13 protein-coding genes are annotated in these 16,649 nt (G+C 45.9%); all 13 read left to right on the top strand.

Annotated features, from left to right (window positions below):
* Nucleotides 1–17: 17 nt before the first annotated feature.
* Nucleotides 18–968 carry a ribose-phosphate diphosphokinase gene (locus H1230_RS00585; protein WP_239713776.1) on the top strand — a complete coding sequence of 317 codons (951 nt, stop codon included), beginning with the start codon at nucleotides 18–20 and terminating at the stop codon, nucleotides 966–968.
* A gap of 246 nt (nucleotides 969–1,214) precedes the next feature.
* Nucleotides 1,215–2,957 carry a tetratricopeptide repeat protein gene (locus H1230_RS00580; protein WP_239713775.1) on the top strand — a complete coding sequence of 581 codons (1,743 nt, stop codon included), beginning with the start codon at nucleotides 1,215–1,217 and terminating at the stop codon, nucleotides 2,955–2,957.
* A gap of 94 nt (nucleotides 2,958–3,051) precedes the next feature.
* On the top strand, nucleotides 3,052–4,005 hold the full coding sequence (trxB, locus tag H1230_RS00575; protein ID WP_239713774.1) for a thioredoxin-disulfide reductase: 954 nt from the start codon (nucleotides 3,052–3,054) through the stop codon (nucleotides 4,003–4,005).
* A 435-nt stretch (nucleotides 4,006–4,440) separates the two neighbouring features.
* Nucleotides 4,441–5,868 carry a glucuronate isomerase gene (uxaC, locus tag H1230_RS00570; RefSeq protein WP_239713773.1) on the top strand — a complete coding sequence of 476 codons (1,428 nt, stop codon included), beginning with the start codon at nucleotides 4,441–4,443 and terminating at the stop codon, nucleotides 5,866–5,868.
* 165 nt (nucleotides 5,869–6,033) lie between these two features.
* On the top strand, nucleotides 6,034–7,446 hold the full coding sequence (locus H1230_RS00565) for an MFS transporter (protein ID WP_239716995.1): 1,413 nt from the start codon (nucleotides 6,034–6,036) through the stop codon (nucleotides 7,444–7,446).
* Nucleotides 7,447–7,541: 95 nt separating this feature from the next.
* Complete coding sequence (locus H1230_RS00560) at nucleotides 7,542–8,546, top strand: LacI family DNA-binding transcriptional regulator (RefSeq protein ID WP_239713772.1); 1,005 nt, start codon at nucleotides 7,542–7,544, stop codon at nucleotides 8,544–8,546.
* A 171-nt stretch (nucleotides 8,547–8,717) separates the two neighbouring features.
* Nucleotides 8,718–10,187, top strand: coding sequence for a tagaturonate reductase (locus H1230_RS00555; RefSeq protein WP_239713771.1), 1,470 nt, complete (start codon nucleotides 8,718–8,720; stop codon nucleotides 10,185–10,187).
* 38 nt (nucleotides 10,188–10,225) lie between these two features.
* Nucleotides 10,226–11,716, top strand: coding sequence for a UxaA family hydrolase (locus H1230_RS00550; protein WP_239716992.1), 1,491 nt, complete (start codon nucleotides 10,226–10,228; stop codon nucleotides 11,714–11,716).
* Between the two features lie 239 nt (nucleotides 11,717–11,955).
* Complete coding sequence (locus tag H1230_RS00545; RefSeq protein ID WP_239713770.1) at nucleotides 11,956–12,183, top strand: DUF1858 domain-containing protein; 228 nt, start codon at nucleotides 11,956–11,958, stop codon at nucleotides 12,181–12,183.
* Between the two features lie 42 nt (nucleotides 12,184–12,225).
* Nucleotides 12,226–13,506 carry a DUF438 domain-containing protein gene (locus H1230_RS00540; protein WP_239713769.1) on the top strand — a complete coding sequence of 427 codons (1,281 nt, stop codon included), beginning with the start codon at nucleotides 12,226–12,228 and terminating at the stop codon, nucleotides 13,504–13,506.
* Nucleotides 13,507–13,730: 224 nt separating this feature from the next.
* Nucleotides 13,731–14,681 (top strand): ROK family glucokinase, encoded by a 951-nt coding sequence (locus H1230_RS00535; RefSeq protein ID WP_239713768.1) that lies wholly within the window; start codon nucleotides 13,731–13,733, stop codon nucleotides 14,679–14,681.
* 48 nt (nucleotides 14,682–14,729) lie between these two features.
* Entirely contained in the window at nucleotides 14,730–15,629 is a 900-nt protein-coding gene (rapZ, locus tag H1230_RS00530; RefSeq protein WP_239716990.1) for an RNase adapter RapZ, read from the top strand.
* Between the two features lie 57 nt (nucleotides 15,630–15,686).
* The gene (locus H1230_RS00525; RefSeq protein ID WP_239716988.1) at nucleotides 15,687–16,625 is read left to right on the top strand and encodes a gluconeogenesis factor YvcK family protein; all 939 of its coding nucleotides are present in this window, start codon (nucleotides 15,687–15,689) and stop codon (nucleotides 16,623–16,625) included.
* Nucleotides 16,626–16,649 lie beyond the last annotated feature (24 nt).

The raw sequence follows: 16,649 nt of genomic DNA, 5'->3' as shown, positions 1-16,649 counted from the left end.
TCCTGCAGGAGGGCGCTATGCATCATCATCAATTACGTATTTTTTCCGGTTCGTCGAATCCAAAGTTGGCTGCTGATATTGCGGAACGGCTTGGTGTGGAATTGGGCCAGATTAAACTGACCCGGTTCATGAGCGGCGAGATTTACGTGCACTACGAAGAGAGCATCCGGAACTGCGACGTATTTTTGGTGCAATCCCTCTCCCACCCCATTAATGAGCTGTTCGTAGAACTGCTCGTTATGATCGATGCCGCAAAACGTGCATCAGCCCGTACAGTCAATATTATTATTCCTTATTATGGTTATGCTCGGCAGGAGCGTAAATCTGCACCGCGCGAACCCATTTCGGCGAAGATGGTCGCTGATGTGCTTACGACAGCAGGCGCAAGCCGTATCATTACCATCGATCTGCATGCCGCAGCGATTCAGGGTTTCTTTAATATTCCGGTCGATCATTTGACTGCCTTAGATCTGATCAGCGGATATTTGAAGGTGCAGGGAATTACTAATCCTGTAATTGTCTCACCCGATGCCGGACGTGCATCCATGGCTGAGAAGCTTGCGAGCAAGCTTGATTCACCTTTTGCAATTATGATCAAGAAGCGCCCAGCCCACAATGAATCTGTAATCACACATGTGATTGGTGATGTGGAGGGACGTACCCCTATTATTATCGAGGATTTGATCGATACGGGCACAACGATCGTAAACGTGGTAGAAGGTCTGAAGGAGAGAGGCGCGAAGAACAGTATCGTTTGCGCTACTCATGGACTATTCTCCGGCCCCGCGCTGGAAAAGATGAATCACCCCTACATTTCGGAAGTGATTGTAACTGATTCTATAGCCTTGCCGGATGATCATTCGAGCCGGTTCACCGTTTTATCTGTTGCACCAATGCTGGCTGAGACTACACGTATCATTATTGAAGGCGGTTCGATTGATCAACTATTCAGAGACGCAGGAATTTAGATTCCGCGTCTTTTTTTTATGCAGAATGTTTATCTTTGCAAGGTGTTCTCTTTCTAGTTTTCCTGCGCACCGCCCCTTTCTCAACTTGAGAATCCCCCTATCACATGTGGTATACTGTGTGAAGAACAGCCGGACCCTAAAGGGTAACGGAGAACAATTAAGTTCGGAGCTCCGGTATGCCATATGGCGCCGCCCTCCTGTTTTTCGTGAGGATAAGCAAGTTTACAAGGGAGGTGTCTTGCTTCCATGATTGAGAAAACTTCAGAGAATGATGTGAATAACGGCAAAGTAATTCCCGTCACTCTGGATGCCAATTTTTTCTTTGAAAGAGCCGTCCGGTCATTGGACCGCTTTCAATATGATAAGGCATTAAAGAACTTTCGCAAAGCTGTAGAATATGAACCGGAGAATCCAGTCAATCATTGTAACATAGCAGGTGTCTTGTCAGAGATGGGGGATTATGAAGCCTCTAATGAGATTTTGACCCATGTTCTGGAAAATATTGACCCTGCAATGACGGAATGTCATTTCTATATGGCTAACAACTTCGCTAATATGGAAAGCTTTGAAGAGGCGGAACGTTCACTGGTTACGTATCTTGAAGAAGATGCTAATGGTGAGTTTCTGGCTGAGTCAGAGGAACTGATGGAATTGCTGCAGTATGAGCTTGATCGTCCTGCTCCACTGATCCGGATTAAAAGCCGGGAAGGTGTAATAGAGCATGAACGGGCCCGAACTCTTCTAGAGGAAGGGAAGTTTACACAAGCTATCAATCTGCTTGAGGAAATCGTTAAGAGCACACCGGACTTCTTGGCTGCGCATAATAATCTGGCTCTTGCATATTTCTACATGGGTCGGTTTACCAAAGCTAAGGATTGTATTATGGAGGTGCTAAAGCAGGATTCCGGAAACCTGCATGCACTGTGTAATATGGCGATTTTTCTGCAATATGAAGCGGGACGAGAGCAATTGGACAAATTGCTGCTTATGCTTGAAGCGATTGTTCCTTTTCATCAGGAACATGTGTTCAAGCTGGCTACAACGATGGGAATTCTGGGACGCCATAGAATAGCCTATGGTCATTTTCGCCGTCTATTGAAGGATGAAGAGGTTGGCGGAGACGCGGCGCTGTATCATTACTGTGCGGCTGCGGCTAGCAACAGTGGGCTGTATACCGAGGCCCGGCGCTGCTGGCAGCAGGCGATTAAGCTGGACCCGGAATCGGTTGTGCCACGCTTTTTCCTGGCACAGCTGCAGCAAGCACAGGGAGATGGCAAAACACTGCCACCAATCAGTTACAATTACCAGTTGCCTTTTCAAGAGCAGTTAAAGCTGTGGAAGAATAATAAAGGTAGCTTCACGGAAGAAGTAGCTAATAATCCGTTGCTGCGCTCCTCGTTCTTCTGGGCTCTGCGTTACGGGGACGCTAACACGAAGCTGCAGGTAACAGAAGCTCTCCGGTGGATCGAAGATGAAGAGATGTCCGAAATTCTGCAGGGACTTTTGGACCAGCAGCCTCTACAGGAGGATAAGCTGCAGGAGGCGGCGCTACTCAGTTTGCAGCGGTTAATCGGCAGCGGCTCCGAAGAGGGAATTCCGCTTCTGGAAGAGAAGGAAGCTCCTGCTCTGCGACATAAAGGGCAGCCGGAATGGAAAGAGGACTGGCAAAGAGTGATCGATCAGACGCTTGGGATGATGGATCGGAGGTATGATGCAGCCCAGAAGAAGGACGCTGAACTGCTGTGGAAGCAGTTTGTGGGCAGCCTTTATCCGGACGTTCCCTTTATCCGCCATACCGGAGGCTGGTGTGCTGCATTGGAGTACCTAACGGCCAAGCTGCACCGTCAGCCAGTCACGTACCGTGAGGTGGCTCAGCGTTATGGCGTTTCCACTTCGATGGTAAGCCGTTATGCTAGGCGGATTGATGATGAATGTCAGATACAGGACAATATGAACAACAGCCTGTCTCCCTTTACCGAAAATATATAAAGACCTAGTGATGACCATCCAAACGAATGATGAATCGAGTTCTCTCTTATCTGATGCTATCTACAATATACCTTATCATGAGGAGGCCAATGTTATGTACAAAACAATTGTAATCGGAACAGGTCCGGCTGGGCTGACAGCTGCTATCTATTTGGCACGTGCTAATCTAAGCCCATTGGTGATTGAAGGTTTGCAGCCGGGTGGACAACTGACAACGACGACCGAAGTGGAGAATTTCCCGGGCTTTCCGGATGGAATTCTTGGCCCAGATCTGATGGACAGTATGCGCAAACAGGCTGAACGTTTTGGTGCTGAATTTAAGAGTGGTTGGGTGGATTCAGTGGATTTCTCACAGCGTCCATTTAAAGTAACTGTGGATGGCCTCGGTGTGCTGGAAGCGGAGTCGGTAATTATCTCAACGGGTGCTTCTGCCCGCTATTTAGGAATACCGGGTGAGCAGGAGAACGTAGGACGTGGGGTCAGCACTTGTGCGACTTGCGACGGATTCTTCTTCCGCGGCAAAAAAATTGTCGTGGTTGGAGGAGGCGACTCCGCGATGGAGGAAGCTAGCTTCTTGACAAGGTTCGCTTCCAGCGTAACCTTGGTTCATCGCCGTCCGGAACTGCGTGCTTCGAAGATCATGCAGGACCGTGCGCGCGATAACAGCAAGGTAGTTTGGGCACTTGATCGCATACCGCTTGAGGTAACAACGGATGAAAAGGGTGTTAAAGGGCTGACGGTTCGTAACAATGTAACGGGCCAGGATGAGCTTGTTGAAGCTGATGGTGTATTTATCGCTATTGGTCATACGCCGAACACCTCTTTCTTGGGTGGGCAGATAACCACAGATGCTAATGGATACATCGTGGTTACTCCCGGAACAACAGAGACGAATATTCCAGGCATATTCGCTTGCGGTGATGTGCAGGATACCCGATATCGTCAGGCTATTTCGGCAGCAGGGACGGGTTGCATGGCAGCTATGGATGCAGAAAAATATCTCGAAGGTACAATGGTACACGATTGGAGCGAATCGCTCGATAAGTAATTCAGTTTCGAAGTTAATAAGCCGTGAATCCTTTAACTTAAGGAATCACGGCTTATTCTTTGTCCTCTTGTCAAAGGCAATTACCCGTTACAGTAAAGGGTTTGGCCTTGAATCTAGCAATGAGATAGATCAAATTAGATATTGTGAAATTATGCACAACTGTAATAATAAAGCTGAAAGTTGTACTATAACAGAACCTCTGAAGTTCATATAACTGTAACAATAGATTGTCTAAAAAGGCTTGCACATCTAAAAATAACGTTTACAATAAAGATGAAATGTTCACGTGAACAATATTGATCCGATGGGGAAATTATATTATTATTCGGTAGATAATGGATTGAATAAAGTTTAATTTTAGCGGTTCATACGTATAAATGTTCACGTTAAACTTTTTGGATCATCATCTGATTTTAAAGGAGAGCAACAGAACTCATGGCTAAACGATTTATGGATGAGAACTTCTTGTTGTCGAATGAGACAGCAACCCAGCTGTTTCATAAACATGCAAAAGATATGCCGATTATTGATTATCATTGCCACCTCAGCCCTAAAGAAATATTCGAGAATAAAACCTTCAACAATATCACTGAAGCTTGGTTATACGGTGATCATTACAAATGGAGAGTTATGCGTGCTAACGGGGTTGAAGAGAAATTCATCACCGGTGACGCTAGCGACTATGATAAGTTCCTGGCTTGGGCCAGAACGGTGCCGATGATCATTGGCAATCCACTGTATCATTGGACACATCTTGAACTGCAACGCTTCTTCGGCGTATATGATCTGCTCAATGAAGCTAATGCTCCAAAGATCTGGGAAGAAGTGAACAAACAACTGCAAGGCGAAGGTTTCGGAGCACGCGATTTGATTGTGAAGTCGAATGTCACCACGGTATGTACCACCGATGATCCAATAGATAATTTAGAATATCATACGAAGATCACGGGACTGACTGGCTTCACAGCAAGTGTAGTTCCTGGATTCCGTCCTGATAAAGCTTTGGAAATTAACAGACCTACCTTTAAGCCTTGGGTAGCTCAGCTCAGTTCAGCTTCTGGAACTGCTATTGAGAATTACGGACAATTCCTTGATGCACTAGAGAGCAGAGTGAGATTCTTCCATGCTGCAGGTGGCCGTGTCTCTGACCATGCTCTAGATGCAGTAATGTTCGAAGCTGCGACCTTGGAAGAAGCTACTGCTATTTTTGCAAAAGGCTTCAGCGAAGGCAGCGTTAGTGAGAGTGAAGAGAAGAAATATAAAGGCTTCACGCTTGTATTCCTCGGCAAACTGTACAGTGAGCTGGATTGGGTGATGCAGTTCCATATTCATGCACTGCGCAATAATAACAGCGTAATGTTTGGTCGTCTTGGACCGGACACCGGCTATGATTCTATTAATGATGGTGTTATCGCCAAGCCACTAGCAGGTCTATTGGACGCCTTGGATCGTGAGGATGCGCTGCCGAAGACGATTCTGTACTCACTTAACCCGAATGACAATCATGTCATTGCCAGCTTAATGGGCAGCTTCCAAGGTGGCGGCGTTGCTGGTAAGATCCAATTCGGAACCGCTTGGTGGTACAACGATAATAAAGACGGCATGCTGGAGCAAATGAATACGCTGGCTAATCTTGGTGTACTCAGTCAATTTGTCGGGATGCTGACAGATTCAAGAAGCTTCTTATCGTATACGAGACATGAGTACTTCAGAAGAATTCTATGTGATCTTGTAGGCTCATGGGTAGAAGCTGGAGAGGCTCCGGACGATATGGAACTGCTCGGGAACATGATCGAGAACATTTGCTATAACAACGCTAAGCAATATTTTAATTTCTCGCAGCCAGTATTAGTGACTAATTAATTCATTCATATAACAAGGGCTAAGCAGGGAAGCGCCGCTAAGCACACTTAGTGGTCCCCCTTGCATTGGCACGTAAATAGCACATTTATTTGGGTACATGTGAATTATATCACAATATATATTTAATTTTTTAATTAAAATTAGGGATAAAGGAAGTGTTTAATGATGAGTACAGTAGCGCTCAAGAAAGGCGTTGAACCAGAAGTGCCAGCAACAGACGGGCAGGAGCCTCTTAAGTTAAAAGAAAAAGTAGCCTATGGAATGGGTGACTTTGGAAACGGTTTTATGTTCGATCTTGGACAATTATACCTGCTTAAATTTTTCACGGATGTGGCTGGTATTTCGGCTAAATATGCCGCAGGGATCTTCCTTGTCAGCAAGCTGTTCGCAGCCTTCTGTGATCCGATTGTTGGTTCTTCGATTGACTATCGTAAAAATATTGGCCCTAAAGGTAAATTCAGACCTTACCTTATTTTCGGAAGTCTTGCCCTGGCTATTCTGACTGTATTCACCTTCATCTCTCCCAATCTCTCGGGCACAGGTAAGTTAATTTATGCTTATGTGTCTTATATGATCTGGGGCGTTGGTTATTCGTTCCTAAATATTCCTTATGGTTCACTCGGCTCTGTCGTTACGCAGAATTCAGAAGAACGTGCAAAGCTAGCCTCCTTCCGGCAGGCGGGTTCACTCGGTGCTTTGTTCCTGACCAGTATTATCGTTATGCCCCTAATTCTGTTCTTCACCAAGTATGGTGCGCATGAGAAATTTGCTTATCCTCTTGTAATGGGGATTATGTCTGTAGTGGGTATTCTCGCGTTTGTCTTCTGTTACCGCAATACGAAAGAAAGAATTGCAGTGCAGCATGCGCCTAAAGAAAAGCTTAGTTTCAAGGTAATCATTAAAACCTTTGTTTCAAATAAACCACTGCTAGTGCTTGTACTAATGACCATTTTCACCATTTCAGCGTATAACATTAAGTCCGCTATGCTTGTCTACTTTGCGCAGTATAATCTGGGTAATGTAAGTCTGATGGCATACATGAACTTCATTATTATTGGCTCATCGTTCATTGGTGTACTGTTCTTACCTAAGCTGGTTAAAATATTCGGTAAAAAGAAAACTGCAATGCTTGGCCTTGGGGTCAGTATCATTGCCGATTCCATTAACTTTATGATGCCATCCAACGTTTACATTTTTACCTTCTTGGCCAGTATCGCCTTTATCGGTATCAGTATCCCTAACGGCATCACTTGGGCACTTGTATCTGATATTATCGATTACGGCGAGTGGAAATCAGGCGAACGTAAAGAAGCTACAACCTACTCATTATTCAACTTCTCGCGTAAACTGGCGCAATCTTTGTCCGGCTTCTTGTCCGGTATTGGTCTCGCACTGGTTGGTTATGTGCCTAACGTGGCTCAAACTTCCACCGCACTGCTCGGGATTAGAGGGTTGCTCATGCTCTACCCAGCTGTTGCCTTGGCGATTGCCATGGTTATCATCGGCTTTATGTACAAGCTTACAGACAAGAAGCACGCAGAAATTGTCTTGGAATTGCAGACTAAAGCACTTCAATAAGAGATGTAGTGTGAAACTGTCCTGTGAAAAAAGCCTGAGGGTATGATATCCTTACATGGAAGAGCTAAACCCGTTGGATAAGGAAGGTAGACTCCATGGCACCCACTATTAAGGATATTGCCAAATTGGCAAATGTATCTCATACAACTGTATCGAGAGCACTCAACAACAGCCCGCTAATTAAAGAGGTTACTCGCAAAAAAATTGCGGAGATCGCCTCTCAGCTCAACTATGTTCCGAATTACAACGCCAAGAGTCTTGTGCTGCAGCGGTCTTATACCATTGGTCTGTTCTTTACGAGCATTGCCACAGGGACTTCCTCCAGTTTCTTTTCCGACACAATTCGTGGTGTAAATAGTGTGATTGATGTCGAATATAATTTATTCATTCGTGGCATCGACGATTATGCTGATTTTTCCTCCATTCATAGTAAACGGTTCGACGGTATTATTCTGATGAGTCAGAGCGAAGTAGATAATAAGTTCATTTACCACGTAGTCCAGCAAGGGATTCCGATCGTTGTGCTGAACCGGCAGATTGAGGATCGTTCTATTATCAATATTATATCCAATGACCGCGAAGGAGCCTTTAATGCAGGGGAATACCTGATACAGTGCGGGCATAAAGACATTGCGATTATTGAAGGTGTAGAAGGCTTTAAATCTACGCAGGAGCGCAGAGATGGCTTCATTGGAGCGCTGATCGGTCACGGGATTGCTGTGCGGAATGATTATATGGTGCGCGGGAATTATGACATGCAAAGCGGCTACCTAGCTATGGGCCAACTATTGGACTTGGATAGACCTCCTACTGCTGTATTTTGCTCCAATGACGATATGGCTATCGGAGCGATGAACAGTGTGTTTGAGCGAGGACTTCAGGTTCCTAAGGATATCTCCATTGTGGGTTTTGATGATAGTGGATTCTCACTGTTTACGAATCCTTCGCTTACGACAGTAAAACGTCCGATTGAAACGATTAGTGAACAAGGGGCACAGCGAATTCTAAGTATAATCAAGAGACCGTCAGAAGAAGATGGACGTATCTCGATCAAGACAGAATTGATTATTAGAAAATCGGTTAGAAATCTATTGCAATAGGGGTCCAGTTCCCTGTAAATTAAGATGAAGACGGACCTTTTTAATCATAAAGGATCGGTCTCATCTTAATTTTATGTTCACGTGTGCATTTAGTTGTAAATAATGATAATATGTATATATAAAAAAAGAACTTGAAATAATTTTAACGTGTGCATTTTAGGAGGAATAAACATGGAAAGATTGAACAGTGACAATTGGAAAGCTTATAAGCAGTATCCTGAAAAGGTGCTGCAATTCGGTGAAGGCAACTTCATGCGTGCCTTCGTGGATTGGCAGATTCACAAGATGAATCAGCAAACCGACTTTAATGGCGGTGTTGTTGTAGTTCAGCCGCTGGCGAATGGTCTTTCAGAAATGCTTAACGAGCAGAATGGATTGTACACACTCTACCTGCAGGGAATTAAGGATGGCGAAGCACTGAAAGAACATGAAGTGATCAACTGTATCACTCGAACACTCAACCCTTATACCCAACATGCTGAATATCTGCAGCTTGCTGAGAACCCTGAGCTACGTTTTGTGGTTTCCAATACGACTGAAGCGGGTATCGCTTTTGAAGCTGGCGACAAGCTAAACGATGCACCACAGAGCAGTTTCCCTGGGAAGCTGACAGCCCTTTTGCACCGTCGTTATGAGTTCTTTGGGGGTGACTCTTCCAAAGGCTTTATCCTTATTCCGTGTGAGCTGATTGACCGCAATGGTGATGAATTGAAAAAGATTGTCTTGAAATACGCAGAGCTGTGGAACCTTGGTGAAGGTTTCGTGAATTGGTTGAATGAGGCCAATACGTTCTGCTGCAGTTTGGTGGACCGGATTGTTCCTGGTTACCCAAGAGACTCGATTGCTGAGATTACAGCAGAACTGGGCTACGAGGATAAACTTGTTGTTGTTGGCGAGCAGTTCCACCTGTGGGTTATTGAAGGACCTGGGTGGATCAAGAATGAATTTCCAGCCCACCTGGCAGGACTTAACGTGCTTGTAGTGGACGATATGACTCCTTACCGTACGCGCAAAGTGAGAATTCTTAACGGTGCGCATACGGCGCTTACTCCGGTAGCTTATTTGTATGGTATCGATACGGTTGCCGAAGCCATAGAACACGAAGAAGTTGGACCATTCGTGAAGTCATTAATATATGAAGAGATTATTCCTACATTGGATTTGCCAGTTGAAGAATTGAACTCTTTTGCCGATGCGGTATTGGAACGGTTCCTGAATCCTTATGTGCAGCATTATCTGATGAGTATCTCGCTTAACTCTGTGTCGAAGTTCAAGACAAGAGATCTTCCTTCTTTGCTTCAATACGTGGAATCCAAAGGACAGCTGCCTGAGAAGCTTGTATTCTCACTGAGTGCCTTGATTTCCTTCTACAGCGGACGAAGAGGTTCCGAAGTGATTCAACTGGCTGATGACGCCGATATTCTGGAATGGTTCGCTGCCCTTTGGAAGAGCTGTGATGGTTCAGAGGCAAGCTTGCGTGTGCTGACTGCTGAAGTACTGGGAGCTACTAACCGTTGGGGCTGTAATCTAAATGAAGTAGCTGGACTTACGGATAAGGTAGCTCAAGGTTTGTTTGCTATTGAGAAGCTTGGCATGAAGCAAGCCCTGCAAGACCTCGTTAAGAAACCGGCGCATAACTAAGATTATGATTCAGGAGGTAAACCTATATGATTAAGACCATGAAAGAAGTACTGCAAATCAATGATATCGATAATGTGGCTGTTGCGCTCAAAGACTACAAAGCAGGCGACAACATTGTTATTGGTGTGAAGGAAATTGCCATCATCGAGGATATTGCCAGAGGTCACAAAATCGCACTCAGCAGCATAAATGAAGGCGAAAATGTAATGAAATACGGATATCCGATTGGTCATGCTATAGCGCCCATCGCTCCAGGTGCATGGGTGCATACCCATAATACCAAGACTAATCTGACAGGGGTAGAGGAGTATAGCTTCGTACAGAAGCTGACGCCTAATCCTTTCGTGGCTGAGAATCTAACGTTCAAGGGCTACAAACGTCTAGATGGTTCTGTAGGTATCCGCAACGAGCTGTGGATTGTACCTACAGTAGGCTGTGTCAATGGTGTTGCTGAACAGATCATCAACACCTTTAAAGCTGAGGTTGGAGATATTGCTCCGTTTGATAATCTGCTGGTGCTGAAGCATAATTACGGCTGCTCCCAACTGGGTGACGACCATGCCAATACCCGTACGATTCTGGGTGATGCGGTGAAGCATCCGAATGCCGGCGGTGTACTTGTGCTTGGACTTGGCTGTGAGAACAACAATCTGCAGATTTTCAAAGAATCTCTTGGCAGTTATGATGAGAACCGAGTAAAGTTCCTGGTCTCCCAGGAAGTTAACAATGAGGTTGAAGAAGGCGTAAAGCTGCTGAAGGAAATCTTCAATAATGTACAAGGTGATCATCGCGAAGAGGTTGCACTTTCTGAGTTGAAGATTGGTCTGAAATGCGGGGGCTCCGATGGTCTTTCAGGCATCACTGCTAATCCGCTCTTGGGACGTCTATCAGATTTCATGGCTGCTCAGGGCGGTACAACCGTACTTACAGAAGTTCCAGAAATGTTCGGGGCAGAGAAGATTCTGATGGAACGCGCAGCGGACGAAGTGGTATTCCACAAGATCGTTGATCTTATTAACGACTTCAAACAATATTTTATGGATTATAAACAGCCAGTGTATGAGAATCCCTCTCCGGGTAATAAAGCGGGCGGAATTACTACACTGGAGGACAAATCGTTGGGCTGCACACAGAAATCGGGTACTTCGACCGTTATGGATGTGCTGAAATACGGAGAATCTATCCATAACAAAGGTCTAAACCTGCTTAATGCGCCTGGCAACGATCTGGTAGCTTCTTCTGCACTTGCAGCAGCAGGCTGCCAACTGGTGATCTTCACTACGGGTCGGGGAACTCCATTTGGTACATTTGTGCCAACGATGAAGGTATCCACCAATTCCCCCCTCTTTGAAGGCAAACGGCACTGGATTGATTTCAATGCGGGTGTATTGGTGGAAGACGGCTTAGCAGACGATGTCCTGCGCAGTTTCATCCGTTACATTATTGATGTAGCAAGCGGCGAACTCGTCAACAACGAGAAGAATAATTTCCGCGAGATTGCCATTTTCAAGACAGGTGTAACGCTGTAAAATACCACATTATTTCTAATCTATAAGATAAAAGGCGGTTTCCCATGCTTTTAAAGGCAGAAGGAGGCGGTCTTTTTGTCGTGGGAAATTTAAACGGTACTCATTAGATGCACGCAATCTTCTCACAAGTTGATAAGATCCTGTGCATCTTTTTTGAGTTTGTGACTGGAATCACAATGACCCTATTTTGCCTATGCTAATCTGTTGTTGAGAAGAGTTCTCAATAAGGAGTGGCGCACATGGAAAAAGTGCTGAAGATGGATGAGTCCATATTTGAATTGGTGGATCGGCATCCTGAAGTGATCGATATTATGGTAGAGCTGGGTTTTCACGATATTGTAAAGCCCGGGATGCTTCAGACCGCCGGCCGCTTCATGACCCTCTCCAAAGGCTTCAAGCTGAAGAAAATAGACAAGGATACCGCCAGGCTGACTTTTCAACAACACGGCTTCAAGGTACTTGAATAGAGCAACGTAGTTCACAAGACTTCGATAAGAGGAGAAATTATAATGAGCGAACTGATAAATAACCGTGAGGTTGATGTGCCGGAGCAAACACGCCGCCAAGCTATGCTTAGAGAGATTATTAAGGAACTGCATGCAGGTAAAAGTGTAGAGGAAGTAAAGGCGCGGTTTGCAGAAGCTGTGGGAGATGTAACAGTGGCGGAAATCTCTGCTATGGAACATTCCCTAATGACAGAAGAAGGTATTCCCGTTTCAGAGGTGCAACGCCTTTGCTCAGTGCATACAGCGATCTTCAAAGGTTCAATTGAGGCCATTCACCGTTCCAGCGCACCAGAAGAACAGCCGGGTCACCCCGTGCATACCTTTAAGCTTGAGAACCGTGAAATCGAACGGCTTGTCAACTTCCGTCTCGAACTGCACGCGGATAAGTTCCAGAAGAACGCTAGCGAGGAGATCATTTTTAAACTGCTGGAGGATTTGAGCCTGCTGCTGGACCTAGATAAGCACTATAGTCGCAAAGAGAATCTGGTATTCCCTTATCTCGAGAAGTACGGTATTTATGGACCGACCAAAGTAATGTGGGGTGTAGATGATAATATTCGCAACATGATAAAAGGGGCCAAGGCGCTTCTCAGCAATTACCAAGGAGAACAAGCAGAGATAAATGATGCGCTTGCGCTTATCATTACAGAAGTGAATGAGATGATCTTTAAAGAAGAGAATATTCTTCTGCCTATGGCGCTGGATAAGCTAACTGAAGACGAATGGGTCAAAATCGCCCGTGAAAGTGATGAGATAGGCTTCTGCTTGACAGCACCGGAGCAAGAATGGATTCCGGTTCGTGTCGCTGAACCAGAAGGGGCGGCTTCTGGGGATCAGAAGGAAGAAGCTGAAGAAAAAGAAACAGAAGCAGCACCACAGGGCTTTATTCGCTTTGAGACAGGTCTTCTGTCCATGCAACAGCTTGAGGCTGTTATGAATCATCTGCCGGTTGATCTAACCTTTATTGACGAGAATGATGTAGTCCGTTATTTCTCCCACGGCAAAGAGCGTATTTTTGCTCGGACTAAAGCCGTCATCGGCCGCACGGTCCAGAACTGTCATCCGCCGCAAAGTGTACATGTCGTTGAGAAGCTGTTGGAGGATTTCAAGGCCGGACGCAAGGATGCAGAGGACTTTTGGATTGCGATGAAGGATAAGTTCATCTATATTCGTTACTTTGCTGTACGGGATGAGACAGGTCGGTATATGGGCACTTTGGAATTTACGCAGAATATTGCTCCGATCCGTGCATTAGAGGGACAAAAACGTATTTTGTCGGAATAACATTATTTATATCTGCTGTGTCTGCTTAGCAAATCTCTTATATTTTCACAAGGACTCTCTTACCTCAGCGTAAGGGAGTTTTTGATATACGAGCGGGCCAAGATTTATTCTATACTCTAGAGATATGGCCGGGTGTATCGTCTTTCCTTGACCGCAGGGAGGGGTTCTATTATAGTGGATACGTACGATTAACTATTTTAGCATAGAAAAAGGTGGCTTGTTACATGTCTGAAAATATCTACGTTGGCGTGGATTTGGGTGGAACCACAATTAAGGTTGGGATCTGCAATGCCGAGGGACAACTGCTGCATACTTACGAAGGACCAACAGGAACCCAAGATGGCGTCGATACCGTCATCGATAATATCGAGAAGTATGTGCGTCAAATCGTGGAGGATTCTCCATACTCTTGGGAACAGCTGGCTGGTGTAGGGGCGGGCTTGGCTGGGTTCACAAATATCCGTGAAGGAATTATTATTCTTGCGCCTAACATAGGATTTAGAGACGTACCGATTCGTTCCATTCTGGAGGGTCGATTAAACAAGCCTGTCAAAATAGACAATGACGCCAATGTGGCGGCATTAGGTGAAGCATGGAGTGGTGCAGGGCGTGGCGTAGAGAATTGCGTCTGCTACACCCTGGGAACTGGCGTTGGTGGTGGAATTATTATTAACGGTAAAATCTATCAGGGCTTTGCCGGTCTAGCTGGTGAATTGGGGCATATTACTGTAGTGCCGGATCTGGAAGCTATCCAGTGCGGCTGTGGCAACATAGGCTGTTTGGAAACCGTTTCCTCCGCTACCGGAATCATCCGTATGGCTAATGATGCTGTAGCGCGCGGCGACCGTACCTCTCTCTCATTAGTAGAAAAGATCGCTGCAAAAGAAGTGTTCGATGCCGCGAAGGCTGGCGATGAAGTAGCCATTCGCATTATCAACCGGGCAGCCTTCTACCTGGGTAAATCCATGGCTGCAGTTGCTGCCGTGCTTAACCCTGAGGTATTCATCGTTGGTGGAGGCGTATCCAAAGCTGGCGATATTCTATTTAATGAAGTTCGTCGCGTATTTGCCAAGCTGACACCGGCGCCGCTTCAGACAGGTGTTACAATTATTCCTGCTGAGCTTGGCAATGATGCTGGTATTGTTGGTGCTGCTGGCCTGCTGATACGTTCTTAATAAGCGGATATTATTCATATACTATAATCTTAGGGAGGGGATGCTTTGATGACCGAATTGGAGGGTGCTCCTTCGGCTGGGGCCACCCTGATCATTATTACGGGAATGTCAGGCGCGGGGAAGACTATTGCTGTGCAGAGTCTGGAGGATCTAGGCTTCTTCTGTGTAGATAATCTGCCGCCAGTACTTATTCCCAAGTTCGCAGAGTTGATTGAACAATCAAAGGGCAAGATTGCTAAGGTAGCTCTTGTAATTGACCTGCGGGGACGGGAGTTCTTCACCGCCCTAGCGGAATCACTTGCCTACATCAAGGATGAGTCTACGATTGGTTGCGAAATTCTTTTTCTGGATGCTACGGATTCTGTACTTGTCCAGCGCTACAAGGAAAGTCGGCGGCATCATCCGCTTGCGCCCAAAGGAATGCCGCTTGACGGCATCCGTCTGGAACGCAAAATGCTTGAGGATTTGAAGGATTCGGCTACGCTGTGTCTGGACACAAGCAGTATGAAGCCGGCGCAACTTAAGGAGAAGATTGTATCCCGTTTTTCCCATCTTGGAAAAAGCACGCTCTCCGTCAACATTACTTCGTTCGGATTCAAGTATGGTATTCCCATTGATGCAGACCTCGTGTTTGATGTTCGTTTTTTGCCTAATCCGCACTATGTAGATCACCTGCGGCCCAAAACCGGCCAGGACAGCGATGTCTATGATTATGTAATGAAATGGCCCGAAACGCAGGTATTCCTGACCAAACTGTTAGATATGCTTCATTTTCTAATTCCTCAATATCGTAAAGAAGGCAAATCCCAGATTATAATCGGTATTGGCTGCACAGGCGGCAAACACCGGTCGGTAGCTATTTCCGAATACTTGGGTAAAATGCTAGGCGTCAGCGAGACGGAATCTATAACAGTTAGTCACCGGGATTCCGAGCGTGATCGGCACTAACGAGAGAAGGGGTCAATAGTGGCTGAAGAACAAATTCCTCGTCCGCGTATCGTCGTTATGGGCGGAGGTACAGGATTATCTGTCATGCTTCGGGGCTTAAAAGAAAAGCCGCTGGACATTACAGCTATAGTAACTGTAGCAGATGATGGGGGCAGCTCCGGTATTCTGCGCAGTGAACTGCAAATGCCGCCACCAGGCGATATCCGCAACGTACTCACAGCTATGGCGGATGTAGAGCCATTAATGGCGGAAATCATGAGATACCGCTTTAGCAACGGCGGTGAAGGACTGGCAGGACATAGTCTTGGCAACCTGATCCTAGCTGCACTTACAGATATATCCGGTGATTTTGTCACTGCTGTCCGGGAACTTAGCCGTTTATTTGCTGTTCGCGGCCGGGTGTTGCCTGCGGCTGGAGAAGCCGTAGTCCTGCACGCTGAAATGGCGGACGGCACCATTATTACCGGCGAATCTAAGATTCCAGAGGCAGGCGGCATCATTAAGCGTGTGTTTTTGGAGCCAGCAGATGTGGAACCGCTGCCTGAAGCACTTGAGGCTATCCAGAAGGCAGATGCAATCCTGCTGGGTCCAGGGAGTCTATACACCAGTATCCTTCCGAACTTGCTAGTGCCCAAGCTGGCCGAGGCTGTAGTGTCCTCCAATGCAATCAAGATTTTTGTCTGCAACGTAATGACTCAACCCGGTGAAACGGATAACTATACAGTGAGTGATCACCTTCAGGCCGTATACGATCATATCGGGCTGCATCTGTTCGATTATGTAATCGTTAACGATGGTGAAATCCCGGAACAGGTACAGAGTAAATACGCGGAGAAGGGCGCTCGCCCGGTGGTGCTGGATCAGGAAGCGCTGGATGGCAATGGGTATAAGGTAATAGCTGATAAATTGGTGTTATTTCGCACTTATTTAAGGCATGATACTGATAAGCTCAGCCATCACATTTATCAGCTTGTACAGGACTGGATATCAAGATAACTCCACAGGCAGTAATATCAAGAA

The organism is Paenibacillus sp. 19GGS1-52, assembly GCF_022369515.1.
In the GTDB taxonomy this organism is placed as follows: domain Bacteria; phylum Bacillota; class Bacilli; order Paenibacillales; family Paenibacillaceae; genus Paenibacillus_AQ.
This window is presented reverse-complemented; position numbering and strand designations above follow the sequence as displayed.

Coding starts and splice junctions, on each gene's coding strand:
- H1230_RS00585 (WP_239713776.1), top strand. CDS start 18: ATGCATCATCATCAATTACGTATTTTTTCCGGTTCGTCGAATCCAAAG.
- H1230_RS00580 (WP_239713775.1), top strand. CDS start 1,215: ATGATTGAGAAAACTTCAGAGAATGATGTGAATAACGGCAAAGTAATT.
- trxB (WP_239713774.1), top strand. CDS start 3,052: ATGTACAAAACAATTGTAATCGGAACAGGTCCGGCTGGGCTGACAGCT.
- uxaC (WP_239713773.1), top strand. CDS start 4,441: ATGGCTAAACGATTTATGGATGAGAACTTCTTGTTGTCGAATGAGACA.
- H1230_RS00565 (WP_239716995.1), top strand. CDS start 6,034: ATGAGTACAGTAGCGCTCAAGAAAGGCGTTGAACCAGAAGTGCCAGCA.
- H1230_RS00560 (WP_239713772.1), top strand. CDS start 7,542: ATGGCACCCACTATTAAGGATATTGCCAAATTGGCAAATGTATCTCAT.
- H1230_RS00555 (WP_239713771.1), top strand. CDS start 8,718: ATGGAAAGATTGAACAGTGACAATTGGAAAGCTTATAAGCAGTATCCT.
- H1230_RS00550 (WP_239716992.1), top strand. CDS start 10,226: ATGAAAGAAGTACTGCAAATCAATGATATCGATAATGTGGCTGTTGCG.
- H1230_RS00545 (WP_239713770.1), top strand. CDS start 11,956: ATGGAAAAAGTGCTGAAGATGGATGAGTCCATATTTGAATTGGTGGAT.
- H1230_RS00540 (WP_239713769.1), top strand. CDS start 12,226: ATGAGCGAACTGATAAATAACCGTGAGGTTGATGTGCCGGAGCAAACA.
- H1230_RS00535 (WP_239713768.1), top strand. CDS start 13,731: ATGTCTGAAAATATCTACGTTGGCGTGGATTTGGGTGGAACCACAATT.
- rapZ (WP_239716990.1), top strand. CDS start 14,730: ATGACCGAATTGGAGGGTGCTCCTTCGGCTGGGGCCACCCTGATCATT.
- H1230_RS00525 (WP_239716988.1), top strand. CDS start 15,687: ATGGGCGGAGGTACAGGATTATCTGTCATGCTTCGGGGCTTAAAAGAA.